Source organism: Methylobacterium sp. Leaf456 (assembly GCF_001425465.1).
Taxonomy (GTDB): Bacteria; Pseudomonadota; Alphaproteobacteria; order Rhizobiales; family Beijerinckiaceae; genus Methylobacterium.
In genome coordinates this window covers 321,647-345,171 of the sequence record NZ_LMQV01000043.1, presented here as the reverse complement: position 1 = coordinate 345,171, position 23,525 = coordinate 321,647, and the positions used below count along the sequence as shown (strand labels likewise).

Below are 23,525 nucleotides of genomic sequence, written 5' to 3'. Positions count from 1 at the left end.
GGCTTTATTTTCGCGACGATCTCCGGAAACCGCTAACGGGCGAGTTCCTTCAGGCCGAGCCGGATCAGGATCTTGGCCTCCGCCCCCTCCCCGCCCGCCTTCAGCGCGGCGGCGATCGCGGCGGACGCCTGAACCTGGGGATAACCGAGGTTGACCAGCGCCGAGATCGCATCCGCCACCGGCTGGGGCGCGGTGCGGTCCTCGACCGAGCCGGTCAGCGCGATGAGCGCCGGATCGATCGGGGCGAAGGCCGGCGCCTTGTCCTTCAGCTCGGCCACGAGCCGGGCGGCGAGCCGCGGGCCGACGCCCGGCGCGCGGGCGATCCCGCCCTTGTCGCCGGTGGCGATGGCCGAGGCGAGCGCGCCCGGCTCCAGCACCGAGAGCACCCCGAGCGCGACGCGGGTGCCGACGCCCTGCACGGTCTGGAGCAGGCGGAACCACTCCCGCTCCGCGTCCGAGCGGAAGCCGTAGAGGCGGATCATGTCCTCGCGCACATGCGTCTCGATGGCGAGATCGGTCGCCTCGCCGGGCGGGGGCAGGCGCTGGAGCGTGCGGGCGGAGCAATGCACCACGTAGCCGACGCCGTTCACGTCGAGGATGACGAAATCCTCGCCGTAGGAATCCACCAGTCCCTTGAGCTTGCCGATCATCCGGAATCACCGATCGTTTGTCAGGATCGGCGCCCGGCCCCTCGTTGCCGCGCCCGCCCGAACGCCATATCCGTCAGGGCGGCCCAACCGACAAGGTGACCGCATGAAGCGTACGCTCCTCGCCGCCCTCCTCCTCGCGAGCGCAGCCGCCCCCGCGATGGCGCAAGAAGGTCCGCCCGCGCTCACCAAGGACCCCGGACAGGTGAAGGCCGGGCGCTACCGGCTGGACACGGCGCACGGCAAGATCACGTGGTCGCTGAGCCATCTCGGCTACTCGACCTATTACGGCCAGTTCACCGACGTGTCGGGCGAACTGGCCCTCGACCCGAAGGCGCCCGCCGAGAGCCGCCTCTCGGTGAGGATCGGCACCGCCAGCGTCAACGCGCTGAACGACAAGCTCGACGCCCACCTCAAGGCGCCGGACTTCCTGAGCGTCGAGGCCCATCCCGAGGCGACCTTCGTCAGCAGTTCGGTCGAGCCCACGAGCCCGACCACGGCCCGCGTCAACGGCACCCTGACGCTGCGCGGCGTGGCGAAACCCGTCTCGTTCGACGCCACCTTCAACCAAGCCGGCCCGCATCCGGTCGACAAGCTCTATACCGTGGGCTTCGACGGATGGGCCGTGATCAAGCGCTCGGAGTTCGGCGTGAACGCCTTCCTGCCGGTGCTGGGGGACGAGGTGGCCCTGCGGCTGGAGGGCGAGTTCAAGGCGGTGGAATGACGGCGGAGCTGTTTGCCGGAACTCTTCGTTCACGATATGTGCGCACAAAGGTCGCGCGCCGCGGCGGCGTAGGGCCGGAGACCTCCGATGACCGACGACGTGCGCATCCTCGGCATCGATCCGGGCCTCCGCCGCACCGGCTGGGGCCTCATCGTCGCGCGGGGGAGCAAGCTGTCCTATCTCGCCTGCGGGGTCGTGACCTCGGACGGCGATCTGCCTCTGGCGCTGCGCCTGCGCGAGTTGCACGAGGGGCTGACCCGCGTCGTCGCCGGCCACGCGCCCGACGAGGTCGCGGTGGAAGAGACCTTCGTCAACAAGGACGGGCAGGCGACGCTCAAGCTCGGCCATGCCCGCGCCATCGCCCTGCTGGTGCCGGCGCTGGCCGGGCTGCCGGTGGCGGAATACGCCGCCAACCTCGTCAAGAAGACCGTGACCGGATCGGGCCATGCCGAGAAGGTCCAGATCCAGGCGATGGTGCGGTTCCTGCTCCCCAAGGCCGAGTTCAAGGTCGCCGACGCCGCGGACGCCCTCGCCATCGCGATCACCCACGCGAGCCATCGCGGCCGCGCTGCGATCGACCGCCGCAACGCCGTGCCCGCGGGCAGCGGACCGGGCGCGGCGCGGATCGCCGCCGCGCTCGCCCGGCAGGGGTGAATGGTGTCAGGGCTCCGCCCTGACGACCCGCCAGAGGGCTTGCCCTCTGGACACCCTGGACCGGAATCAGCTGACTTTCAGGATCACTTTGCCGCTGGCCTCACGGCGCTTGAGGATGCCCAGCGCCTCCGCGTAGGCGTCGAGCGGATAGACCCCGTGGACCTTCACCGTCAGCTTGCCCTCCGCGGCCCAGGCGAGGAGTTGCGTCTGGTTCTTCTGGTGCAGAGCCGGCTCGCGCTCCACGAAGGCGCCCCAGTGGACGCCCTGCACGTCGATGCCCTTGAGCATGATGACGTTAAGGCGAAACTTCGGAATCTCGCCCGCCGCGAAGCCGATCACGAGGAAGCGGCCCTTCCAGGCCAGCGCCCGCATCGCCGGCTCGGCGAGGTCCCCGCCGACCGCGTCGTAGACGACATCGACGCCTTCAGGCGCGAGGCGGCGTAGCGCCTCGCGCAGGTTGTCCGCCTTGTAGTCGATGAGGTCGTCGGCCCCATGCGCGCGGGCGACCTCCAGCTTCTCCGGCGAAGAGGCGCCGGCGATCACGCGGGCGCCGAGCAGCTTGCCGAGTTCGACGGCCGCAAGTCCGACCCCGCCCGAGGCCCCGAGCACCACCAGCGTCTCGCCGGGCCGGATGCGGGCGCGATCGACCAGCGCATGCAGCGTCGTCCCGTAGGTGATGGAGAGCCCCGCCGCGACCTCGTCCGAGACGCCGTCCGGCACGCGGGCGAGCCGCGCCACCGGGACAGCGATGCGCTCGCGCGCGGTGCCGTGGCTGAGATGGACCATGACCCGGTCGCCGACCGCGAACCCCTCGGCGCCTTCGCCCAGAGCCTCGACGATCCCGCAGGCCTCACCGCCGGGCGAAAACGGCAGTTCGGGCTTCACCTGATACTTGCCGGCGATGATCAGCGTGTCGAAGAAGTTGAGCGCGGCGACCCGCACCCGCACCAGCGCCTCGCCGGGCCCGGGATCGGGATCGGCCACATCCTCGACCGCAAGATCCTCCGGCCCACCGAGCCGGGTGCACATCAGGGCTTTCATACCGTCCGGGTCTCCGCCTCACGCGCGCCGATGCATTTCCCTTCAATGCCCGTCGCCGCGCCCGTCGCGCAAGCGCTCACGCCCGCTCGTACGTCCCCGTCAGCCACCCCTTGGCGATCACGGTGCCGTCGAGCGCCTCCAGCAGCGCGGCGCGCCCCGGCGAGGCCGAGAGGTCCGGCGCGCGGGCGAGCGCGAAGGCCTGGAACAGGTAGCGGTGCGGGCCGTGGCCGGTCGGCGGGTCCGGGGGAAGCCAGCCGTCCTTGAGGAAGGAGTTGCGGCCGAGATCGTGCCGCCCCCCCTCCCCGGCCGGGCTCGCGAACGCGCCCTCGGCGAAGTCCCGGTCCCGCGGCGGGAGGTTCCAGGCGATCAGGTGGACGAAGGGGTGCAGGGCCGGTGCGTCGGGGTCTTCCACGAACAGCACCAGGGCGGCGGCCTCCGGCGGCACGCCCGCGATGGCGAGCGGGGGCGAGACGCCCTCGCCGTCGGCGGTGTGGCGGGCCGGGATCGGCGCGCCCTCAGTGAAGGCCGGACTCGTCACCCGCAACGTGGCGGGCGCCTGCGCCGCGACCGTGTGGAACGCGGCCTTCTCGATGCCGGCCCTCACCCCCGACAGGGCTTCGCCAACGGCGTGCGGCAGCTTTTCCAGCATGGTGGCCTATCCCGTCCTGATCCTGAACCGGAACAACGGCGGCCGGCCCGCTTCGTTCAGGCCGGGCGGTGCGCGGCCAGCATGTAGTTCACCCCCGTATCCCGGCTCGCCCTCCAGGAATCTCCGAGCGGGTTGTAGACCACCCCGGTCGTGTCGGTGACGCTGAGTCCGCCGGCTTCGATGTCGGCGGTCAGCTCGGCCGGCGTCACGAACTTTTCCCAGTCGTGCGTGCCCCGCGGCAGCCAGCGCAGCACGTATTCGGCGCCGACGATGGCGAGCGCGAAGGAGCGCATCGTCCGGTTGATGGTCGCGGCGAACAGGAGCCCGCCGGGCCTGACGGCCTCACACGTCGCGCGCAAAAAACCGGCGCGGTCGGAGACGTGCTCGACCACCTCCATGGCGAGCACCACGTCGAACCGGGCGCCGCCTGCCACCACCGCCTCGATGGTCTCGTCGCGGTAATCGATGGTGAGCCCTTCGCCTTCCGCGTGGGCACGGGCGGCGGCGATGTTGGCGCGCGCCGGATCGAGCCCGGTCACCGTCGCGCCGAGCCGGGCCAGGGGCTCGGACAGCACGCCGCCGCCGCAGCCGATATCGACCACGCTCAGGCCCTCCAGCGGGAACGGCGCGGCCGGATCGCGCCCGAACGTGCGGCACACCTCGTCGCGGATGTAGCCGACCCGCACGGGGTTGAACTTGTGCAACACCGCCATCGGCCCGCGCGCGTCCCACCAGCGCGCGGCCAGCGCATCGAAGCGCGCCACTTCGTCCCGATCGACCGAGGCGCTCGTCATCCGGCTCACTTTCGTATCGTTTCAACCTGTCGGCCGTCCGATTGACACGGCCGGAGGCCCCTTGTACCCGCCGGGCGCATCCCCGGTACAGCCGCGCCCGACCTGACCGCAGGCGATGTGGCGCACGCCGGTATCTTAGGGCGACGAGAGGCAGACCGGACGCGACATGCCCCGTTTGGTGATGAAATTCGGCGGCACCTCCGTCGCCAACGTCGAGCGCATCCGCAACGTGGCGGCCCACGTCGCCCGCGAGGTCGCGGCCGGCTACGAGGTCGCCGTCGTGGTCTCGGCGATGTCGGGCAAGACCAACGAGCTGGTCGCCTGGGTGAAGGGCGCCGACGCCTTCTATGCGGAGACCGAGTACGATGCCGTCGTGGCCTCGGGCGAGCAGGTCACGTCGGGCCTGCTGGCGGTGGCGCTGAACAAGATCGGCATCAAGGCCCGCTCCTGGCAGGGCTGGCAGATCCCGCTCCACACCTCCGACGCCCACGGCTCGGCCCGGATCGAGGGTATCGACCCCAAGAACCTCGACGCCGGCTTCAAGCGCGGCGAAGTCGCGGTGATCGCGGGCTTCCAGGGCGTGCATGCCGAGACCGGCCGGATCGCGACGCTGGGGCGCGGCGGCTCGGACACGAGCGCCGTGGCGGTGGCCGCCGCCATCGGCGCGGAGCGCTGCGACATCTACACGGACGTGGACGGGGTCTACACCACCGATCCGCGGGTGGTGCCGAAGGCCCGGCGCATGGAGCGCGTCACCTTCGAGGAGATGCTGGAGATGGCGTCGCTCGGGGCCAAGGTGCTCCAGGTGCGCTCGGTCGAGCTCGCCATGATCCACCGCGTGCCGACCACGGTGCGCTCCTCCTTCGATCCCCCCGATGCCGCGCGGCCGGGCACCCTCATCTGCGACGAGGATCAGATCGTGGAACAGCAGACCATCACCGGCATCGCCTTCGCCAAGGACGAGGCGCAGATCACGCTCCGCGCCGTGAAGGACAGCCCTGGCATCGCCGCGGCGATCTTCGGGCCGCTGGCGGACGCCAACATCAACGTCGACATGATCATCCAGACCGTGTCGGGCGACCAATCGACCACCGACATGACCTTCACGGTTCCGGCGGCCGACTACGAGCGCGCCCGCGCGATCCTCGACGCCCAGCGCGAGACGATCAGCTTCGGCCAGATCGAGGGCGCCACCGACGTGGTCAAGGTCTCGGCCATCGGCGTCGGCATGCGCTCGCATGCGGGCGTGGCCGCCAAGGCCTTCCGGGCGCTGGCCGAGAAGGGTATCAACATCCGGGCGATCACCACCTCCGAGATCAAGTTCTCGGTGCTCATCGACGCGGCCTACACGGAGCTTGCCGTTCGCACGCTCCACTCGCTATACGGCCTCGACAAGGCCTGACCGTAGCCGTCGGCGCGCCCGCACGTGAGGGTTGCGCCGATCCCGGCCCGAGACGCGGGACCGGAGGGAAGCGGACCGGCCGACGTGAAATTTCCAGTCTAGGGCACCCTTCGGTGCTCTAGCCGACCCGGATTGACGACCCGATGCCCGCTGCGCCCGGAGGCCCGCGCCTGCTGCTGCGCCGGCTCCGCGAAGCCATGGCGGAGTCGGTCTCTCCGCAGGCGCGCCTCGACCGGATCGTCGTCCTGATCGCGCAGAACGTGATCGCCGAGGTGTGCTCGGTCTACGTCGTGCGCGACGACGACAACACCCTCGAACTGTTCGCCACCGAGGGCCTCAACCGCGACGCGGTCCACATCACCCGCCTGCGCGCCGACGAGGGCCTCGTCGGCCTGATCGCCAAGACGGCCGAGCCGCTGGCCTTGTCCGACGCGCAATCGCACCCCTCGTTCTCCTACCGGCCGGAGACGGGCGAGGAGATCTACCACGCCTTCCTCGGCGTGCCGCTGCTGCGCGCGGGCAACACGCTCGGCGTGCTGGTGGTGCAGAACAAGACCTACCGGGTCTATTCCGAGGAGGAGATCGAGGCGCTCCAGACCACCGCGATGGTGCTCTCGGAGATGATCGCCTCGGGCGAGCTGCAGGCGCTCGCCCCCGGGGCCGGCTCCGCGGCACGCCGCCCGGTCAGCCCCCGCGGCGTGGCGCTCGCCGACGGCATCGGGCTCGGCCATGTGGTGCTGCACGAGCCGCGCATCGTCGTGAAGACCCTGATCGCCGAGAACGTCGAGCGCGAGGTCGAGCGGCTGGAATCGGCGATCGAAGAGGTCCGCTCGGCCATCGACGAATTGGTGGAGCGCGGCGACGGGATCGGCTCGGGCGAATCCCGCGAGGTTTTGGAAACCGTCCGCATGTTCGCCCACGACAAGGGCTGGCTGCGCCGGATGCGCGAGGCGGTCCAGTCGGGCCTGACGGCGGAGGCCGCGGTCGAGCGGGTGCAGTCGGACAACCGCGCCCGGATGCTGCGCCAGAGCGACCCGTATCTCCGCGACCGCCTGCACGACCTCGACGACCTCGCCAACCGCCTGCTGCGCCGCCTCGTCGGCCAGGAGGGGCGCGGTGCCGACGGCCTGCCCGAGAACGCCATCCTGGTCGCCCGCTCCATGGGGCCGGCGGCGCTGCTCGACTACGATCGGGCGCGGCTGCGCGGCGTCGTGCTGGAGGAAGGCGGGCCGACGAGCCACATCGCCATCGTGGCCCGCGCGCTGGGCATCCCGGCGGTGGGCGAGATCGCCAACGCCACCGGCCTGTGCGACTCAGGGGACGCCATCATCGTCGACGGCCTCTCGGGCGAGGTGCAGATTCGCCCGACGCCGGAGATCGAGGCCTCCTACGCCGAGATGGTGCGCCTGCGCGCCCGGCGGCAGGAGCAGTACCGGGCGCTGCGCGACGTGCCCGCCGCCACCCGCGACGGGGTGCGGATCGGCCTCCACCTCAACGCGGGCCTGCTCGTCGATCTCACCCATCTTCACGAGACCGGGGCCGAGGGCGTCGGCCTGTTCCGCACCGAGCTCCAGTTCATGGTGGCCGAGCGGATGCCCTCGGCGGCCGAGCAGCAGGCGCTCTACGAGGCGGTTTTTTCCGCCACCGGCGACCTGCCGGTGACGATCCGGACGCTCGACATCGGCGGCGACAAGATCCTCCCCTACATGCCGACCCTGGAGGAGGAGAACCCAGCGCTCGGCTGGCGGGCGATCCGCATCGGCCTCGACCGGCCGGCCCTCCTGCGGGTGCAGCTGCGCGCGCTGCTGAAGGCCGCCGCCGGCCGCCCGATCAAGATCATGTTCCCGATGGTGGCCACAGTAGAGGAGTTCACCCGCGCCCGCGCCATCGTCGAGCGCGAGAAGGCGCATCTGCGCCGCCACGGCTACACCCTGCCGAGCGAGTGCCGCCTCGGGGCCATGGTCGAGGTGCCCTCGCTCCTGTTCCAGATCGACGAGATCGCCCGCGAGGCGGACTTCCTCTCGGTCGGCTCCAACGACCTGATGCAGTTCCTGTTCGCGGTCGATCGCGAGAACCGGCGCGTGGCCAACCGCTTCGACCCGCTCTGCGGCGCCGCCATGCGGGCCTTCCGCCTGATCGCCGAGCGCGCCGCCGCGCAGAACTGCCCGGTGACGGTCTGCGGCGAGATCGGCGGGCGTCCGTTGGAGGCGCTGGCGCTGATCGGCCTCGGATTCCGCGATTTCTCGATGTCGCCCGCCGCCATCGGCCCGATCAAGGCGATGGTGCTGTTAGCCGACGCGGGCGCCGTCGCGGCGCTCATCGACGCCGAACTGACCAAGGTGACCGACGGGGCCTCGCTGCGGCCCGCGCTCGCGGCTTTTGCCAAGACGCACGGCGTGCCGGTGTAAGGCGGGCGCTCGCGACAGCGATGATGCCCATGCTCCCGGCGGCACTCGCCCTCTGCGCGGCAGTGAAGTAGGGAAGCCCCCTTCCCACGTCGTGACATCGAAGACCCCGTGACACCCATCCCCTCCGACCGCCTCGACGCCATCCTGGCCCGGCACGAGTTCGTCACGGCGCAGCTCGCCGACGGCACGGGCTCGCCCGAGCATATCGTGCAGCTCTCCCGCGAGCTGTCCGAGCTCGACGGGGTCGTGGCGGGCATCCGCGACTACCGGGCGGCGGAGACCAACCTCGCCGGCATCCGCGCGATGATCGACGAGCCCGGCGGCGATCCCGAGATGCGGGAAATGGCCGCCGACGAGAAGCCGGAGGCGGAAGAGGCACTGGAGCGGGCCCACCGCGCCCTCCAGCTCATCCTGCTGCCGAAGGACGCCGCCGACGAGAAGAGCGCCATCCTCGAAATCCGCGCCGGCACCGGCGGCGACGAGGCGGCGCTCTTCGCCGGCGACCTGTTCCGCATGTACGCGAAATACGCGGAGTCGAAGGGCTGGCGCGTCGAGGTGATCTCGGAGAGCGAGGGCACCGTCGGCGGCTTCCGCGAGGTCGTGGCCGAGGTGAAGGGCCGTTCGGTGTTCTCCCGCCTCAAGTTCGAGAGCGGCGCCCACCGGGTCCAGCGCGTGCCCGACACCGAGACCCAGGGTCGCATCCACACCTCGGCGGCCACCGTCGCGGTGCTGCCGGAGGCGGAGGAGGTCGATATCGCGATCAACGACGCCGACCTGAAGATCGACACCATGCGGGCGCAAGGAGCCGGCGGCCAGCACGTCAACAAGACGGAATCGGCGATCCGCATCACCCACGTGCCCACAGGCGTGGTGGTGTTCGTCCAGGAGGAGCGCTCGCAGCACAAGAACCGGGCGCGAGCGATGGCCCTGCTGCGCGCAAAACTGTTCGACGCCGAGCGCACGGCCAAGGACTCGGCGCGGGCCGCCGACCGCAAGGCGCAGGTCGGCTCGGGCGACCGCTCGGAGCGCATCCGCACCTACAATTTCCCGCAAGGCCGCGTCACGGATCACCGCATCAACCTGACCCTCTACAAGCTGGAAGAGGTCATGGCCGGCCCGGCGCTCGACGAGGTGATCGACGCGCTGGTCACCGAGCATCAGGCGGAGCTGCTGGCCGCCGAGGGGATGGCGTGAGCAAGGGGCTCCCTCCCCTCCCCCCCACCCTCCCCCGCGCGGAAGCCCTGCGCCAGCTCACCCAAGCCTTCAGCGCTGCCGGTCTCGCCAACCCGCGCGGCGACGCCCGCTTCCTCACTGAACACGCCCTCGGGCTGTCCTCGTCCGAACTGATCCTGCAAGGCCGGCATCTCCTCGGCGAGACCGGCGCCCGCGCGCTCGGCGAGGCCGCCGGGCGACGGCTGGCGGGCGAGCCAGTGGCGCGCATCATCGGGGCCTGGGAGTTCTGGGGGCTGCCGTTCCGGCTCTCCCCCGAGACGCTGGTGCCGCGGCCCGACACCGAGACGCTGGTGGAGGCATCCCTCCGCCTCTTCCCCGAGCCGGCGCGGCCTCTGCGGCTGGTCGATCTCGGCACCGGCTCGGGCTGCATCCTCGTCGCCCTGCTGCACGAGCGCACGCACGCGTTCGGGATCGGCCTCGACTCTTCTCGGGACGCGCTGGCGACCGCACGGGAAAACGCGCGGGCGAACGGCGTCGGCGCCCGCGCGGCGTTTCTGCACGGCTCCTGGCTCGATGCGCTGGCCGGTCCGTTCGACCTGATCGTCTCGAACCCGCCCTACATCGCGGCGGACGTGATCCCGATCCTCGACGCGGAGGTGCGCGAGCACGATCCAATGGCCGCCCTCGACGGCGGGCCGGACGGGCTCGACGCCTACCGGGCGATCTTTTCGGAGGTCGCGCGACGGCCCGGCCTGCTCGCGCCGGGCGGGGCGCTCGCCGTGGAGATCGGCTACGATCAGGCCGAGGCCGTCACGGCGCTGGGTGTGGAGGCGGGTTTCGCCGAGGTCACGCTGGCCCGCGATCTCGCCGGGCATCCGCGGGTCGTCACGCTTCGGCCATCCTTGTCGATCAGAGGATGACCGCGAGACGGGACACGCGGCACCGGCAAGCCCCCGAGATAGCGGGATAATCCCGCGAAAAATCGGAAAAAATGCTTGTTGTCGCGGGCGCCAGTCACTAGCTTACGGATGCAGACCGCGAACGGCCCGTTAAGATGGGCTGCGGCAGGATCGGTTTTGACCGCTTCCTCCGGGTTCGGACGGTCTTCCCACCATCGAGCGGATGCGGCCCGGCAAGTGCGGTCAGGCTCGGTGGGATCGAACCTGACAGTCGAGGGATGTCTCGCGGCGCGCGGTTGAGAGCGCGGCCACCGGACGAGCGGCAGGCAGCGCGGGCGCGCCGACGGCGCCGGACGCGCCGTCCTTGAAAAGGCCGCAGCACTGTCAGTCATGCCACGCGACAGGTAACGAAGGGTCAATCGAGGCCGATGAGACCAAACCAGAACCGACGGATGCGGGGCCGCAACAACAACAATAACAACCGGCCCAAGGGTCCGAACCCGCTGACGCGCTCCTATGAGTCGAACGGGCCCGACGTCAAAATCCGCGGCAACGCCCAGCACATCGCCGACAAGTACGCACAGCTCGCCCGCGACGCGCTGGCGAGCGGCGACCCGGTCGCCGCCGAGAACTACTTCCAGCACGGCGAGCACTATTTCCGCATCATCACCGGCGCCGCCCAGGAGCAGGGCCGTCCCCAGGCCGCCCAGGGCTATGCCCGCAACGGCTTCGACGAGGACGAGGAGGGCGAGGACGAAGGCGTGCAGGGCGCGCCCGAGGGCGGCCGCCCCGGCTTCGGCTACGGCACCGACGAGTACGGCGACCCGACCCAGGCGCCCCAGCCGTTCGAGCGCCACGACTTCGATGCCCGTCGCCAGGATCGCAACAACGAGCGCGGGAACGATCGTCCGAACGACCGCGGCAATGATCGCGGACCCCAGCGCTTCCAGGGCCGCGACCGGAACGATCGCAACGACCGCCCGCAGCGCTTCGACGGCAACCGCCCGGACCGCCAGGACTACAATCGAGGCGACGCGCCGCGGCAGGATTTCCGCGGCGATCGCCAGGATCGCGGTCAAGACCGCAACCAGGATCGGGGCGACTTCCGTCAGGATCGCCAGGACCGCAACAACGATCGCGGCGACCGTGGGCGGCAGGATTACCGGCCCGATTACGGCCAGCAGGACGGCAACCGCCCGCAGGAGGGGCGCCCCGAGCAGGGCCAGGGCCGCCGCGAGTTCCGGCAGGACCGTCAGCACGACCGCCAAGACCGGTTCGACAACAACCGCTTCGAGGGTGGACGCGGCGAGCACGACGCGCCCCGACAGGAGGCCGTGCGTCAGGAGCCGGTCCATCAGGACGCGGCTCGTGCGGAGGCCCCGCGCCAAGAGGCGGTTCGTCAGGAACCCGTTCGTCAGGAAGCCTCGCGCCAGGAGCCGCGGGCAGAGGGCCCGGTGCGTCCCGACGCGCCGACCCGCAGCCGCCGCCGCGCCGAGCCCCGCCCCGTCGCCGAGGTCGCCGATCCCGGCGCGCTGCCGGCCTTCCTGATGACCGCCACCCGCAACCCGCGGCCGGTCGCCGACGAGGCCGAGGCGCCCCGCCCCGCCCCGCAGCGCGAGACGCCGCCCGCCACTGAAGCCGCCCCGACCGCGCCGACGGACGAGACCCCTGCGCCGAAGCGCCGCCGCACCCGCACCCGCTACAAGGGCACCGACGGCGAGCCGGCCCCGGAGCCGAGCGACACGCCGAACGCCGCCGAGTAAGGCGGGAACGGCAGAGATGGAAAAGGCCCGGAGCGGAAACGCTCCGGGCCTTTTTCGTGTCGGTGGGATCGGTGCCGTCAGCCCGGCAGGGCGATGAACCACTCGTGCGGCCCGGTCAGCCGGTCGATCATCGCGGGCTGCAACTGGAAGCCCTCGGGATCGTCCTCGATCAAACTGGAGACCTGGGAGGCGTGGGCCTCCACCGCCCGGCGCTTGGCCGCGCGCTCGTCGTCCTCGACCGCGAGGCGGTAGCCGGTCGGCGCCGGCCCGACCTCGCGCTCCGGCGGCAGGGTCCAGCCCCAGACCGGATAGGCGTGGAAGGCGGCGCCCGGCAGATGTTTTCGCGCGAGATCGACGATGGCCGCCGAGGCCGTGTGGTCGCAATGCGGGTCGTGCTTCCACGTCACGAACACGGCAGCCGCCCCCGCTTTTTTCGCGATCCCGGCGATCTCCGCGGCGGCATCCTCGGCCTGCGGGCCCTCGCTCGGCACGCCGCCGTCGGGCAGGCGCAGGAAGTGGATGTGCTCCGGCCCGAGCCCGAGCGCCGCCATGGCCGCGACCGTCTCGGATTCGCGCAAATCCCGCAGCCGGGCATGCGGATAGACTTTGGAGTTCGGGTGCGAGCCGCAGCCGTCGCTGACGATGACGACGCGGACCGCCCGGCCCCGCGCCAGCGCCTGCACGATCAGCCCGCCGCAGCCGAGGCTCTCGTCGTCCGGATGGGGCGCGACCACGACGAGGCCGCCCGCGGGCACGAGGGTCTCGAAACCCGCCACCGGCAGGGTTTTGGCGGCTTCGAAAAAGGCGTCCGCGCGCATGGGCTGCTCCTTTTCTCGAACGATCTCAGTCGGCTCTGGAGGCGAGATAGCGCGAAAACCCCTTGGCGCGCAGGTCGCAGGCCGGGCAGGTGCCGCAGCCGTAGCCCCAGGGGTGGCGCTCGCCGCGCTCGCCGCGATAGCAGGTGTGGCTCTCCTCGACGATCAGGTCCACCAGGGCCCGGCCGCCGAGTTCCTCGGCCAGCGCCCAGGTCTGCGCCTTGTCGAGCCACATCAACGGCGTGTGCAGCACGAAGCGGCGCTCCATGCCGAGGTTGAGCGCGACCTGCATCGCCTTGATCGTGTCGTCGCGGCAATCGGGGTAGCCGGAATAATCCGTCTCGCACATGCCGCCGACGATGTGGCGCAGGCCCCGCCGGTAGGCGAGCGCGGCGGCAAAGGTCAGGAAGGCGAGGTTGCGCCCCGGCACGAAGGTGTTGGGCAGCCCGTCCCGCTCCAGCCTGATCTCGCTCTCGCGGGTCAGCGCCGTCTCGGAAATCTCGCCGAGCGCGGAGAGATCGAAGGTGTGGTCGCGCCCGAGCCGGCGCCACCACGTCCGGTCCCCCGCCGTCATGCCCTTGCGCAGGGCCTCCCGCCGCTCCAGCTCGACCCGGTGGCGCTGGCCGTAATCGAAGCCCAAAGTCTCGACGCGGGGGAAGCGGTCGAGCGCCCAGGCGAGGCAGGTCGCCGAATCCTGCCCGCCGGAAAACAGCACCAGGGCGCCCGACTCGCTATCCCCCACCATGATCACTCGCCCTCGTACTCGGCCCAGGAGAGCGGCGTCTCGAACACACGCACGCTCGACAGGCCGGGGATCGCAGGCTTCGCCCGATGCCAGATCCAGGCCGCGATGTGCTCGGCGGTCGGGTTCTCCAGCCCCTCGATCTCGTTGAGGCAATGGTGGTCGAGCCGCTCCAGCAGCGGGGCGAAGGCGCTCTCGATGTCGTAGAAATCCACGACCCAGCCCGTGGTCGCGTCGATCTCGCCCGAGACCGTCAGCTCGATGCGGTAGGAATGCCCATGCATGCGGTGGCAGCGATGCGTGACGGGCACGTTGGGCAGGCGGTGCGCCGCCTCGAAGGTGAAGGCCTGGGTGATCTTCATGCTGTCTCAAGCCGGCTGACAGGCGCCGGCACCGGGTTGGTGAGGGGCGGCAAGGCGCCGATATGTCACCGAAGCTCCCGGAATGCACGCGTCCCCAGCCATCGCGCCGTCAGGCCGAGCCGCTGCCGACCGGCTCTTCGACCGAGCAATGCGCGCGAAACCGCGCCCGGATCGCCTCGACCGAGGCGGTCAGGCGCGACGGGTCGGGCGCTCCGACGAACGCCCTGAAGTGCCGCCCGAGCAGGGCGGAGCGGGACCCGAGCCGCACCTGCTGCGCGATGATCCAGTCCGGATCGACCGGCAGCCCGTCGCAGCGCGGGTCGGTCACGCCGCCGATGCCGAAGCGCAGGCCGTGCCGCCCGGCTTGCGCGGCCAGATCGGCCACGACGGACGAGGTCCACAGGGGGATGTGGCTGTCGAGGCCGCAATCGATCGCGAGGTCGTTCAGGCCGACATGGATCTCCTCGACCCTGCCGCCGGCGATCAACCGCTCGGCATCGCGCATGGCGGACAGCCGCTCGATCAGCGGCACCACCGGCACCCGGCCCGCGACGATGTCGCAGAAGCGGAAGATTTCGTCCGCGCCGGCGAAGTAGGGCAGCATCAGCCGGTCGGCCCCGAGTTCGAGGGCCCGCTCCACTTGGGCCCGCGTCCCGTCATGCAGGGGATCGAGGCGGACCATCAGGGTGCCCGCGGGCAGGGCGGCGCGCACCGCCGCCACGTCGTCCCAGTGCAGCGACGACAGGCGCAGATGCCGACCGGCCTGCCGCTCCGCCTTGCCGAGCCGCTCGAGATCGACGAGGACGCGGTCGATTCCGGCCTCGACCGCCGCGCTCGCCCAGGACGGATCGCCGGTGATGAGCGTGAGCGCGAGATGCGCCGTCACGACGCCGCCTGCGCCCAGGAATGGGGGATCGATGCATGGTCCGCGTCGATCTTCTCCTCGTCGGTGTCGGTCCAGTCGTAGAGCCTGTCGTTCAGGTGGAGCATCACCAGCGGCGCTTCGCCGATCGCACTGAAGCCGTGCCAGACGCCCGGCGGGATCGTCAGTACCTGCGGCTCATCGGCGGTCAGGTCGAAGGTCCGCAGCGCGGGCTGCCCCTCCGTTCTCGTGTCGTACAGGGCAAAGCGGGCGGTGCCGGACAGGACCGTGATGTTGTCGGTCTGGAGGCGGTGCCGGTACCACGCCTTCACGATGCCGGGCAGCGTGGTCGTGGTGTAGACGTGGTTGACGATCCCCGAGATGGCGTCGCCCTGCGCCCAGACCTCCCGCAAGCCGCCGCGCTCGTTCGCGACCGCCCGGCTCTTCGTCAGGAAGCAGCCCGGGAAAACCTCCGTCAGCTGCCCGGCCCGCTCCATCCCCAGGAGCGTGACCGGACGGGCCGCGGATTCGAGCCGCTTCTGCCGACGGGCGAGGTAACCGTCCGCCGCCGCATATTGATGGCCGAGGCCTTTCGCGACATCGACCGGGCCGCGCCGCGCGTTCAGCTCGCGGTAGCGCGCGCTCACGTAGTCCAGGCCCAGGCACTTGTAGTGCAACAGCTTGAAGTCGTCGTCGTGGGAGAGCTTCACCCATCCCTTCGGCGCGGCGCTATGGCGTCCGCCGGAGAAATTCGTTTCCTCGATCGCGTTCGGATCGAACACCGCGATCTTGTCCATGACCGCGTAGCGCACCCCGTTCGGGACCGAATCCCGGAGCGGCCCGCTCTCGGGGAAATGCTGCGAGACCATCTCCCAGCCGCGGCACTGCACCGCCGTGACGTGCCGTCCGCGCAACGCCGCGAGCGTCTCCCGGAAGCGCGGATGATGGATGTGCTCGTCGATGTTGACGATGATGATCCAGTCGGCGACGCCGCGCGACGCCTTCCAGGCCTGATTGTAGAAATCCGTTGCCGGTAAGACGTACGATTCGGCCCCGTGCTCGAACGTCTTCAAGGTCACGTTCGGACGCGACTGCAGATATTCGATCGATCCGTCATCCGACCGGTCGTCAAAGATGAAGTAGTGATCGACGATCGAGTCGTAGTGCTGGAAAAAGAACGGTAGAAGATTGATTTCGTTGTAGTTCAAAGCATACAGATGCACGACCATCGGCTCAGCTCCCCCGCGGCCTGCCGATCCGAAGCGTGCCGACGTCGAATGCGCGCCGGCAGCATTCTTAAGACGCTTGCCTCCGGCCCCGCTTATGCGGTTTTGCGCCGAAGGCCTCACGGAGTAAACACCCGCCGGGTTGGGAGATACCAATCCAGGGGGATGGCTCCGGATGGCGTTCCTCAAGGAATCCCGATGATCTTGTGCGTCTGGAGCGACAGCCGCCAGCGCGCATCCGCCCGGCAATAGGCGACCGCCGCGGCGGTGTTGGCGGCGGCGTCGGGCCCGTCCATCGGCTGGAGGAAAAGGTGGCGGAAGGGCAGCTCCGAAAACCGTTCGGGCGGGGCTTCGGCTTGCGGAAAGACGAGCTTCAGCTCGTGGCCCGAGGTCTGGGCCAGCGCATTGCCGGCCTTGGGGCTCACGCAGATCCAGTCGATGCCGGGCGGCGCGGGAATCGTGCCGTTCGTCTCCACCGCCACCTCGAAGCCGCGGGCGTGGACGGCCTCGATCAGCGCGGCGTCGAGTTGCAGCAGCGGCTCGCCGCCGGTGAAGACGACGTAGCGGTTGGCCTCGCCGCCTTCCCAGGTCGCCGCGATGGCCTCGGCCAGGGCCGCGGCGTCGGAAAAGCGCCCGCCGCCCTCGCCGTCCAGGCCGATGAAGTCGGTGTCGCAGAAGGTGCAGGCGGCGGTCGCCCGGTCCTCCTCGCGGCCGGACCAGAGATTGCAGCCGGCGAATCGGCAGAACACAGCCGCGCGCCCGGCCTGGGCGCCCTCGCCCTGAAGGGTGTGGAACAGTTCCTTGACCGCGTAGGACATCGCAAAAATCGCTGAGGTGAGGCTCTGCCCATACAGGGGCGCATGGAACCGTGTCACGCCGGTCACGATTCCGCGGGTGCAACCCTGCCGACGAGCTTATCCGTTGGGAGTTCGGCGATGTCTGCCATGCTCTCGCCACGGAGGGCACGTTGATGATCGGCCAATCCTCGCGCCGACACCATCGACGCCGCCTGATCGACGGGCGGAGCGACGCCCGGCGCCCTTCATAACCCCCCTTGCCCGAGATGAACCCGATGGTGAACCGAGTCTGGGGACGCCTGATCGCACCGCTCGCCGTGCTGGCGGCATTGACGGGTCCCCTTGCCGTCCCGGCGGCGGCGGTGACGGCGCCGATCCTCGTGGTCGAGGCCGAGTCCGGCAAGGTGCTCTACAGTCAGGGCGCCACCGATCCGTGGTACCCGGCCTCCATCACCAAGCTGATGACGACCTACGTCGCCCTCGACATGGTGCGGCAGGGCAAGATCTCGCTCGACACGCTGCTGACCGTCTCGCCCGAGGCCGCGGCCGAGCCGCCCTCGAAGATGGGCTTCAAGCCCGGCACCCAGATCACCCTCGACAACGCCCTCAAGATCATCATGGTCAAGTCGGCCAACGACGTGTCCTGGGTGATCGCGGAAGGCCTCGCCGGCTCGGTCGAGGGCTTCGCCGACATGATGAACGAGACCGCGCACCGGATCGGCATGCGCGAGAGCCGCTGGTACAACCCCAACGGCCTGCCCGAGCCGCGGCAATGGACCACCGCCCGCGACATGGCGATCCTGGCGCGTGCCCTGATGCGCGACTTCCCCGACCAACAAGGGCTCTTTTCGATCTCGGCGATCCAGTTCGGCAAGTCCGTGATGGCCAACCACAACGGCCTGCTCGGGCGCTATCCCGGCGCCGACGGGATGAAGACCGGCTTCATCTGCTCGGGCGGCTTCAACGTGGTGGCGAGCGCGACCCGCGGGGGGCGGCGCATCATCACCGTGGTGATGGGCCAGCCGAGCGCCCGCGAGCGCGACATCAAGGCCGCCGACCTGTTCGATTACGGCTTCGGCCAGTCCGCGGGCTGGACCGCGCAGACCCTCGAAACCCTGCCGCCGTCGAGCGTGTCCGCCCCGCCGGACCTGCGGCCCTACATCTGCGACAAGCGCAAGCCCCTGCCGGTCGACGAGGGGCCGGGCGCGCTGAGCGCGGGCGCCGATGCGACCGCGACGCAGCTGTTCGGCTCGGCCACCGCCGATACCTCGAACCTCGCCTTCGCGGCGCTGAGCGCGGCCAACGTCCGCGGGCGCGCCCTGCCGCCGCGCGCGCCGCTCCAGCCGATCGCGGTCTGGACCGGCCGCAGCCCGGCCGAGGGCGCCGCGGCGCTGGCCCAGGCCGAGCAGGAGGCGCAAGCGTCCAAGGACGCCGCCCGCACCGCCAAGATCGAGGCCGCCCGCCAGAAGCGCGAGGAGGCCAAAGCGGCCCAGGCCGCGAAGGCCGAGGCCAACAAGCAGGCCGCCGCCGAGAAGGCCGCCGAGAAAGCTGCAAAGACCCGCGCCGCCGCCGTGACGGCGCCGAAGCCCAAGATCGCCGCAAAGGAGAAGGTCCCGGCCGCGGCCAGCGCTTACACCGCCGCCGAGGCGCACAAGCCGGCGGCCAAGAAGCCTGAGAGCAAGGCCGAGGCGAAGCCCGCCGCGAAGAAGACCGAAGCCAAGCCCGCGGCCAAGAAGGCCAAGGGCAAGGACGACGACGCTTAAGAGCTTCGGCGAGCACGTTCCTGGATAGGGTTTCCAGGAAGATGCACTAAGTTCTAGCTCACCGACCGACCGCACATCCCCTCTCCCCGCACGCGGGGAGAGGGCCGCGACGACCTCGTCGTCGACGCGGCGAGGCGGCAGCCGAAGGTGAGGGGGCTTGTCCGAACGAGCCTCGTCCTGAGCCGCCCCCTCACCGTCGCTCCGGCTTCGCCTGCGCTACCCGCAGGCACGACAAGGTGCCTGCTGGCCTCTCCCCGCGTGCGGGGAGAGGGGAATGCCGCCGCTGTCGAGTCGCCTCTCGCTGAAGGCCGCCTCGCCCGATGTCCACCGATCCCCGCCGCCCCACTCCGATCCCGCTCACCGTCCTCACCGGCTTCCTCGGGGCCGGCAAGACCACGCTGCTCAACCGGTGGCTGACCGATCCGGCGCTCGCAGACACCGTGGTGATCGTCAACGAGTTCGGCGAGATCGGGCTCGATCACCTGCTGATCGAGACGGTGGACGACGGGATGATCCTGCTCGGCGCGGGCTGCCTGTGCTGCACCGTGCGCGGCGACCTCATCAACACGCTCGAAGACCTGCTGCGGAAGCGCGACAACGGCCGCATCAGTCCGTTCCGCCGGGTCGTGATCGAGACCACGGGACTGGCCGACCCCGCCCCGATCCTGCACGCGCTGATCTACCACCCCTACCTGTCGCTGCGCTTCGGGCTTCAGGGCGTCGTCACGGTGATCGACGCGGTGAACGGTCAAAGCACCCTCGACGCGCATGGGGAAGCCCGGCGGCAGGCGGCGGTGGCCGATCATCTGATCCTGACCAAGGCCGATCTGCCCGGCGCCACGCCGGACGCGCTCTCGGCCCGGCTCTCCGCCCTCAATCCGGGCGCCTCGATCCACGGACCGGATGTGCCGGCGGAGCGCCTGCTCGGTGGCCTGTTCGGTCTCGACGGCAAGGGCGAGGACGTGCGGGCGTGGCTCGGGCAGGCCTCAGATCATGCGCCGGACCATCACCACGACCACGGTCACGGCCATCACGGGCATCATCATCACGACGTGAACCGGCACGACGCCGCGATCCGCGCCTTCCACCTCACCAGCGACGTGCCGGTGCCGCGACCGGCCTTCGAGATGTTTCTGGACCTCGTCCGCTCGGCCCACGGGCCCAAGCTCCTGCGTCTGAAGGGGCTCGTGGCGCTCGCCGACGATCCCGAGCGGCCGGTCGTGGTGCACGGCGTGCAGCACGTCGTCCACGCGCCGACGACGCTGCCGGCCTGGCCCGACGCCGACCGGCGCTCGCGGCTGGTGATGATCGTCCACGATCTCGACCCGGACTTCGTGCGCCGGATCTGGGATGCGTTTCTCGGCAAGCCCGCCATCGACACGCCGGACCGGGCCGCCTTGACGGATAATCCGTTGGCGATTCCTGGCGGCTGATCCAGGGGCTCCGTCCCAGACCCAGCGAGAGGGACGATCCCTTTCGAAACCCTGGATTATTCGTCTTCGCCGAACTTGTCGGCGAGCAGCGCTTCGATCGCGTCGAGGGCGGCCTCGGCGTCGTCGCCGAGTGCGACCACGGCGATGGTGGTGCCCTTGGCCGCGCCCAGCGTCAGCAGGCCCATGATCGAGCGCCCCCCCACGGTCTCACCCGCGCGGGTCACCGTGACGGCGGCGCCGAAGCGCTCCACCGTCTGGACGAACTTGGCCGAGGCGCGGGCATGCAGGCCGCGGCGGTTGATGATCGGCAGGATGCGATAGAGCCCGCCCTCGGGAATCTCGGGCACCGGCTCGATCTCGTCGTCCACGCTCTCGCTCATCGGGCTTCACGCTCCTCCCGGATGGGGAAAGCGTGGTTAAGCCGGCTCTCGGGCGAAGGGAAGGCGCGGATTGCAGCGGAACGGGCTACTTGCCCGCAAGAACCCGCGAGGCGACGTTGATGTACTTGCGCCCCGCCTCCTGGGCGTGGAGCACCGCGTCGCCGAGGCTCTCGGCCTCGCGCACGCTGGCGAGCTTGATCAGCATCGGCAGGTTGATCCCGGCGACCACTTCGACCTGGCCGCCGTTCATACACGAAAGCGCGAGGTTCGAGGGCGTGCCGCCGAACATGTCGGTCAGCACGACGACGCCCGCGCCGGTGTTGACGCGGCCGACCGCGGTCATGATGTCGCCGCGGCGCAGTTCCATGTCGTCCTCGGGGCCGATCGTGATCGTCTCGATCTGCCGTTGAGGGCCGACGACGTGCTCCAGGGCGGCCTTGAACTCGGTCGCCAACAGGCCGTGGGTGACGAGCACCATTCCAATCATCGAAGCGTGTTCCGACGCCCTGTGAGCGGAGACGCCATCTTGTGCAGCGCAAGGTGAAGCGCAACCCGATCGCGGCGATTTGCTCGATGCGATGCGCCACCATGCCATGGCGGCAACACCCGCGCTACACGGAGCAGGCCCCGTCGGGCACGAGAGCGGCGGGGTGAGTCCGAACGGCCACGCTTGCGTCGAGCGTCGCACGAATCAGGTATTCCCTCGGCTGATCCGGTGCAAGGGACAGGCGCGGCAGGCTCACCCCCAGGAGACGCTCGGTCGCGACCGCGTCCACGGGCATCCGCTCGGCGCTCTCGACCAGATCGACCACGAGGCGCACGACCGCCGCCTCGGCATGCTGCGTCAGCCGCCGGATGCCGTGGCCGCGAATCTCGATCAGCCCGACGAGCGCAGGATGCGGCCGGGCGACGAGGCGGCCATGATGCGCCTCCAGCCGGATGCGGTCGTCGCCGACCAGGGCGGCGTGGCGCCCCTCCAGCCCGGCGCGGTCGAGCAGCGCGAGGCAGAGCGAGGATTTCCCCGAACCCGCCGGCCCCCGTATCAGGACGCCCGCCTCGCCGAGGAGGACGCAACTCGCATGGACGGTGATACCGTCCGAAGTCACGCCGCGAGGTCGTCGCCGAAGCGGTCGGCGCGCGGCGCCACCGGCAGGCGCACGGTGAAGCGGGCGCCGCGCACCGTCGGATGGCCCTCCTCATCGGCGGGGCCGGGGCGGTTCTCGGCCCGGATCGAGCCGTGATGCGCCTGGATGATCTGGCGCGAGATCGACAGGCCGAGCCCGGAATTCTGCCCGAACCCCTGCTCCGGCCGGTCGGTGTAGAAGCGCTCGAAGATGCGCTCCAGGGCGTGTTCGGGGATGCCCGGCCCCTCGTCCTCGACGATGAACTCGACCTCGTTCTTGAGCCTGCGCAGGGCGACGCGCACCTGCGCGCCGGGGGGCGAGAATGAGCGGGCGTTGTCGAGCAGGTTGTTGACCACCTGACCGAGCCGGCTGTCGTGGCCGATAATGCGGAACGGGTCCTCCACGTCGCCCGGCGGACGCTCGATGTCGAACCGGATCAGCGCTGCCTTGGCCCGCCGCCGCTCGTTGGCGACCGAGGTCACGGTGGTGAGGAGCTTGCCGAGATCGACCCGGCGCGCCTCGGCGCGGGCGAGTTCGGCATCGAGGCGCGAAGCGTCGGCGATGTCGGAAATCAGCCGGTCGAGGCGCTTCACGTCGTGCTGGATGATCTGGAGCAGCCGGCCGCGCGACTCGTCGGTCTTGGCCAGCGGCAGGGTCTCGACCGCGCTGCGGAGCGAGGTCAGCGGGTTCTTCAGCTCGTGGCTGACATCCGCCGCGAAACTCTCGATGGCGTCGAGGCGGCGGTAGAGCGCCTGCGTCATGTCGCGCAGCGCACCCGAGAGATGGCCGATCTCGTCGGTGCGCGAGGTGAAGTCGGGAATCTCCTGCCTCGACTTGATGCCCCGGCGCACCCGCTCGGCGGCGTCCGCCAGCCGCCGCACCGGGCCGGCGATGGCGCCGGCGAGCAGGATCGACAGGACCAGCATCACGGCGGCGGCGACGAGAAAAACCTGCAGCAGGCCGAACCGCTCGGAGGCGATGACCCGGTCGATGTCGCCCCCTTGCGTCGAGACCATCAGGACGCCGCGCACCGAGCCGGAGCGCTGGATCGGCACCGCGACCGAGACGATGGTCTCGCCGCGCTCGTTGCGCCGGGCGATGGTGCCGCGGGCGCCCGTCAGCGCCGCCTGGACCTCGCGGAAGCCGCGCCCGTCCTGCGGGCCCGCGTCCTGGCCCGCCTCGCCCTGGCCGGACCGCTCGCTGACGACGAGGCCGATGATACGGGTGCCCACGAAGTCCCACACCCGCTCCAGCACGTTGGGCTTGGGCGGCCGCACGGCGGCACTCTCGGCCCGGCCGGCATCGCCGCGGGCGAACAGCGAGCGGGTGTCGAACAGCAGGCTGCCCTCGCGGTCGTAGACGCGGGCGCGGTTGCCGGTCGGCGTCACGAGGCGGCGCAGGAGAGGGGCGACCTTCTCCGGGTTGAGCGAGAAGGCGAGCGAGGACGGATCGTCGTCGAAGTCCTTGCCCTCGCCGGCCTGCTGCTGGAGCAGCTTGTCGGGATCGACCCGGATCGTGTCGGTGTCGACCGAGGCCTGGGCCGCGATGGCGCCGGCGATGATGTCGCCCTGGATCAGCAGGCTCTGCACGCGGGCCTGGATCAGCCCCTGCCGGAACTGGTTCAGATAGAGGAAGCCGAACAAGAGGACGATCAGCCCGACGAGGTTGAGCACCACGATGCGGCGCGTCAGGCTGGAGGAGGCGCGCTGGCCCACCGCGTTCCACAGGTCGCGGGGCCAGGTCAGCGGCGGCCGGGCGAAGGATTCGAGCAGGCGCGCGAGGCCGCGGCGGCCGGCGCCGTCCTTCGGGTCGGGGGATCGGAACAGGGGAGCGAGCATCCGCGGAGGGGCCTTCGGGCTTCTGCGGA

At 70.6% G+C, this 23,525-nt stretch carries 23 protein-coding genes; 9 read left to right on the top strand and 14 right to left on the bottom strand.

Translation table 11 applies throughout. The features are described 5' to 3' along the window. Window positions 1-32 precede the first annotated feature (32 nt). The gene (ruvA, locus tag ASG52_RS23090; RefSeq protein ID WP_056248387.1) at window positions 33-650 is read right to left on the bottom strand and encodes a Holliday junction branch migration protein RuvA; all 618 of its coding nucleotides are present in this window, start codon (window positions 648-650) and stop codon (window positions 33-35) included. A 103-nt stretch (window positions 651-753) separates the two neighbouring features. On the opposite strand from ruvA, the gene ASG52_RS23085 reads away from it, so the two are divergent. Both ASG52_RS23085 and ruvC read left to right on the top strand, forming a co-directional pair. Further along, entirely contained in the window at window positions 754-1,371 is a 618-nt protein-coding gene (locus ASG52_RS23085; protein WP_056248385.1) for a YceI family protein, read from the top strand. Between the two features lie 87 nt (window positions 1,372-1,458). Further along, window positions 1,459-2,025: a crossover junction endodeoxyribonuclease RuvC gene (gene ruvC, locus ASG52_RS23080; RefSeq protein WP_056248381.1), complete on the top strand. Its 567-nt coding sequence runs from the start codon at window positions 1,459-1,461 to the stop codon at window positions 2,023-2,025. A 66-nt stretch (window positions 2,026-2,091) separates the two neighbouring features. Here ruvC and ASG52_RS23075 read toward each other — a convergent pair whose 3' ends face one another. The 3 genes from ASG52_RS23075 to ubiG all read right to left on the bottom strand — a co-directional run bounded on the left by ASG52_RS23075 (window position 2,092) and on the right by ubiG (window position 4,509). Next, entirely contained in the window at window positions 2,092-3,066 is a 975-nt protein-coding gene (locus ASG52_RS23075; RefSeq protein ID WP_056248379.1) for an NADPH:quinone oxidoreductase family protein, read from the bottom strand. A 76-nt stretch (window positions 3,067-3,142) separates the two neighbouring features. Next, window positions 3,143-3,715 carry a YbhB/YbcL family Raf kinase inhibitor-like protein gene (locus ASG52_RS23070; RefSeq protein WP_056248376.1) on the bottom strand — a complete coding sequence of 191 codons (573 nt, stop codon included), beginning with the start codon at window positions 3,713-3,715 and terminating at the stop codon, window positions 3,143-3,145. A gap of 56 nt (window positions 3,716-3,771) precedes the next feature. Next, entirely contained in the window at window positions 3,772-4,509 is a 738-nt protein-coding gene (gene ubiG, locus ASG52_RS23065) for a bifunctional 2-polyprenyl-6-hydroxyphenol methylase/3-demethylubiquinol 3-O-methyltransferase UbiG (RefSeq protein WP_056248372.1), read from the bottom strand. Between the two features lie 166 nt (window positions 4,510-4,675). On the opposite strand from ubiG, the gene ASG52_RS23060 reads away from it, so the two are divergent. The 5 genes from ASG52_RS23060 (at window position 4,676) to ASG52_RS23040 (ending at window position 12,154) form a co-directional block, all read left to right on the top strand. Further along, a complete protein-coding gene (locus tag ASG52_RS23060; protein ID WP_056248369.1) occupies window positions 4,676-5,911 on the top strand; it encodes an aspartate kinase in 1,236 nt (411 codons plus the stop codon). A 143-nt stretch (window positions 5,912-6,054) separates the two neighbouring features. Further along, on the top strand, window positions 6,055-8,319 hold the full coding sequence (gene ptsP, locus ASG52_RS23055) for a phosphoenolpyruvate--protein phosphotransferase (RefSeq protein ID WP_056248367.1): 2,265 nt from the start codon (window positions 6,055-6,057) through the stop codon (window positions 8,317-8,319). 108 nt (window positions 8,320-8,427) lie between these two features. Further along, window positions 8,428-9,513, top strand: a complete 1,086-nt coding sequence (gene prfA, locus ASG52_RS23050) for a peptide chain release factor 1 (protein ID WP_056248364.1) — start codon at window positions 8,428-8,430, stop codon at window positions 9,511-9,513. Next, window positions 9,510-10,412 carry a peptide chain release factor N(5)-glutamine methyltransferase gene (gene prmC, locus ASG52_RS23045; RefSeq protein ID WP_056248361.1) on the top strand — a complete coding sequence of 301 codons (903 nt, stop codon included), beginning with the start codon at window positions 9,510-9,512 and terminating at the stop codon, window positions 10,410-10,412. The genes prfA and prmC overlap by 4 nt, the downstream gene beginning before the upstream one ends. Before the next feature lie 431 nt (window positions 10,413-10,843). Next, complete coding sequence (locus tag ASG52_RS23040) at window positions 10,844-12,154, top strand: DUF4167 domain-containing protein (RefSeq protein WP_056248357.1); 1,311 nt, start codon at window positions 10,844-10,846, stop codon at window positions 12,152-12,154. A gap of 77 nt (window positions 12,155-12,231) precedes the next feature. Here the strand turns inward: ASG52_RS23040 and ASG52_RS23035 are convergent, their stop codons facing one another. From ASG52_RS23035 to queE, 6 genes are all read right to left on the bottom strand, one after another. Then, window positions 12,232-12,972, bottom strand: coding sequence for a PIG-L deacetylase family protein (locus ASG52_RS23035; RefSeq protein WP_056248354.1), 741 nt, complete (start codon window positions 12,970-12,972; stop codon window positions 12,232-12,234). Window positions 12,973-12,997: 25 nt separating this feature from the next. After that, entirely contained in the window at window positions 12,998-13,714 is a 717-nt protein-coding gene (queC, locus tag ASG52_RS23030) for a 7-cyano-7-deazaguanine synthase QueC (RefSeq protein ID WP_056248352.1), read from the bottom strand. 2 nt (window positions 13,715-13,716) lie between these two features. Continuing rightward, a complete protein-coding gene (gene queD / locus ASG52_RS23025) occupies window positions 13,717-14,073 on the bottom strand; it encodes a 6-carboxytetrahydropterin synthase QueD (RefSeq protein ID WP_056248348.1) in 357 nt (118 codons plus the stop codon). 109 nt (window positions 14,074-14,182) lie between these two features. Then, entirely contained in the window at window positions 14,183-14,959 is a 777-nt protein-coding gene (locus ASG52_RS23020) for an aldolase/citrate lyase family protein (protein ID WP_056248345.1), read from the bottom strand. Next, entirely contained in the window at window positions 14,956-16,284 is a 1,329-nt protein-coding gene (locus tag ASG52_RS23015; RefSeq protein WP_156384094.1) for a polysaccharide biosynthesis C-terminal domain-containing protein, read from the bottom strand. The genes ASG52_RS23020 and ASG52_RS23015 overlap by 4 nt, the downstream gene beginning before the upstream one ends. 62 nt (window positions 16,285-16,346) lie before the next feature. Further along, window positions 16,347-16,979 (bottom strand): 7-carboxy-7-deazaguanine synthase, encoded by a 633-nt coding sequence (gene queE, locus ASG52_RS23010; RefSeq protein ID WP_056248341.1) that lies wholly within the window; start codon window positions 16,977-16,979, stop codon window positions 16,347-16,349. Window positions 16,980-17,233: 254 nt separating this feature from the next. On the opposite strand from queE, the gene ASG52_RS23005 reads away from it, so the two are divergent. Together ASG52_RS23005 and ASG52_RS23000 are read left to right on the top strand one after the other, a co-directional pair. After that, on the top strand, window positions 17,234-18,721 hold the full coding sequence (locus tag ASG52_RS23005; RefSeq protein ID WP_056248338.1) for a D-alanyl-D-alanine carboxypeptidase family protein: 1,488 nt from the start codon (window positions 17,234-17,236) through the stop codon (window positions 18,719-18,721). Between the two features lie 320 nt (window positions 18,722-19,041). Then, window positions 19,042-20,154: a CobW family GTP-binding protein gene (locus ASG52_RS23000; RefSeq protein ID WP_056248336.1), complete on the top strand. Its 1,113-nt coding sequence runs from the start codon at window positions 19,042-19,044 to the stop codon at window positions 20,152-20,154. 56 nt (window positions 20,155-20,210) lie between these two features. Here ASG52_RS23000 and ASG52_RS22995 read toward each other — a convergent pair whose 3' ends face one another. From ASG52_RS22995 to ASG52_RS22980, 4 genes are all read right to left on the bottom strand, one after another. Next, window positions 20,211-20,534 carry an HPr family phosphocarrier protein gene (locus ASG52_RS22995; protein ID WP_056248333.1) on the bottom strand — a complete coding sequence of 108 codons (324 nt, stop codon included), beginning with the start codon at window positions 20,532-20,534 and terminating at the stop codon, window positions 20,211-20,213. Window positions 20,535-20,619: 85 nt separating this feature from the next. Beyond that, the gene (locus tag ASG52_RS22990) at window positions 20,620-21,021 is read right to left on the bottom strand and encodes a PTS sugar transporter subunit IIA (protein ID WP_056248330.1); all 402 of its coding nucleotides are present in this window, start codon (window positions 21,019-21,021) and stop codon (window positions 20,620-20,622) included. A 124-nt stretch (window positions 21,022-21,145) separates the two neighbouring features. After that, complete coding sequence (locus ASG52_RS22985; protein ID WP_056248327.1) at window positions 21,146-21,640, bottom strand: HPr kinase/phosphorylase; 495 nt, start codon at window positions 21,638-21,640, stop codon at window positions 21,146-21,148. Beyond that, entirely contained in the window at window positions 21,637-23,496 is a 1,860-nt protein-coding gene (locus ASG52_RS22980) for a sensor histidine kinase (protein WP_056248325.1), read from the bottom strand. The genes ASG52_RS22985 and ASG52_RS22980 overlap by 4 nt, the downstream gene beginning before the upstream one ends. Window positions 23,497-23,525 lie beyond the last annotated feature (29 nt).

What these genes read in the sequence shown, in the direction of transcription:
- ASG52_RS22990 (WP_056248330.1), bottom strand. Translation starts at nt 21,021, where the DNA reads ATGATTGGAATGGTGCTCGTCACCCACGGCCTGTTGGCGACCGAGTTC.
- ASG52_RS22995 (WP_056248333.1), bottom strand. Translation starts at nt 20,534, where the DNA reads ATGAGCGAGAGCGTGGACGACGAGATCGAGCCGGTGCCCGAGATTCCC.
- ptsP (WP_056248367.1), top strand. Translation starts at nt 6,055, where the DNA reads ATGCCCGCTGCGCCCGGAGGCCCGCGCCTGCTGCTGCGCCGGCTCCGC.
- ubiG (WP_056248372.1), bottom strand. Translation starts at nt 4,509, where the DNA reads ATGACGAGCGCCTCGGTCGATCGGGACGAAGTGGCGCGCTTCGATGCG.
- ASG52_RS23040 (WP_056248357.1), top strand. Translation starts at nt 10,844, where the DNA reads ATGCGGGGCCGCAACAACAACAATAACAACCGGCCCAAGGGTCCGAAC.
- ruvA (WP_056248387.1), bottom strand. Translation starts at nt 650, where the DNA reads ATGATCGGCAAGCTCAAGGGACTGGTGGATTCCTACGGCGAGGATTTC.
- queC (WP_056248352.1), bottom strand. Translation starts at nt 13,714, where the DNA reads ATGGTGGGGGATAGCGAGTCGGGCGCCCTGGTGCTGTTTTCCGGCGGG.
- ASG52_RS23035 (WP_056248354.1), bottom strand. Translation starts at nt 12,972, where the DNA reads ATGCGCGCGGACGCCTTTTTCGAAGCCGCCAAAACCCTGCCGGTGGCG.
- ASG52_RS23085 (WP_056248385.1), top strand. Translation starts at nt 754, where the DNA reads ATGAAGCGTACGCTCCTCGCCGCCCTCCTCCTCGCGAGCGCAGCCGCC.
- ASG52_RS23070 (WP_056248376.1), bottom strand. Translation starts at nt 3,715, where the DNA reads ATGCTGGAAAAGCTGCCGCACGCCGTTGGCGAAGCCCTGTCGGGGGTG.
- ruvC (WP_056248381.1), top strand. Translation starts at nt 1,459, where the DNA reads ATGACCGACGACGTGCGCATCCTCGGCATCGATCCGGGCCTCCGCCGC.
- queE (WP_056248341.1), bottom strand. Translation starts at nt 16,979, where the DNA reads ATGTCCTACGCGGTCAAGGAACTGTTCCACACCCTTCAGGGCGAGGGC.
- ASG52_RS23000 (WP_056248336.1), top strand. Translation starts at nt 19,042, where the DNA reads ATGTCCACCGATCCCCGCCGCCCCACTCCGATCCCGCTCACCGTCCTC.
- ASG52_RS22980 (WP_056248325.1), bottom strand. Translation starts at nt 23,496, where the DNA reads ATGCTCGCTCCCCTGTTCCGATCCCCCGACCCGAAGGACGGCGCCGGC.
- ASG52_RS23060 (WP_056248369.1), top strand. Translation starts at nt 4,676, where the DNA reads ATGCCCCGTTTGGTGATGAAATTCGGCGGCACCTCCGTCGCCAACGTC.
- ASG52_RS23075 (WP_056248379.1), bottom strand. Translation starts at nt 3,066, where the DNA reads ATGAAAGCCCTGATGTGCACCCGGCTCGGTGGGCCGGAGGATCTTGCG.
- queD (WP_056248348.1), bottom strand. Translation starts at nt 14,073, where the DNA reads ATGAAGATCACCCAGGCCTTCACCTTCGAGGCGGCGCACCGCCTGCCC.
- ASG52_RS23005 (WP_056248338.1), top strand. Translation starts at nt 17,234, where the DNA reads ATGGTGAACCGAGTCTGGGGACGCCTGATCGCACCGCTCGCCGTGCTG.